At 54.3% G+C, this 313-nt stretch carries 1 protein-coding gene; it reads right to left on the bottom strand.

Annotated features, from left to right (window positions below; genetic code table 11):
- A partial coding sequence (locus tag ACW5XD_RS23965; RefSeq protein WP_456497026.1) for a transposase occupies positions 1-313 on the bottom strand: 313 nt, incomplete at both ends.

Consider the following 313-nt stretch of genomic DNA (forward strand, 5'->3'; position numbering starts at 1 on the left):
AGACTGATTTTTCCCGTCATCAATTGTTTGAACCTATACATCGCCGTCTCGGCCAATGAGCGCCGATGATACCCGGACTGCTGCTTCCAGTAAGTCAGCCCCTCCTTGCGCATCACCAGAACCGCTTCATTACGTGGATGCCCCTCATCCCATAGACCGGCATTCTTGCGCGGCGGAATACAGGCCTTGGCTCCTTTGCGTTTTATCAGTTCATGGCAGGCCTTGGTGTCATATGCGCCATCGGCATACACGGTCCCAAGGGCTCGGCGTAGCGGATTGAACAGGGTCGGCAACACCTCTGCATCATGAATAT

Source organism: Aeromonas enterica (genome assembly GCF_054052465.1).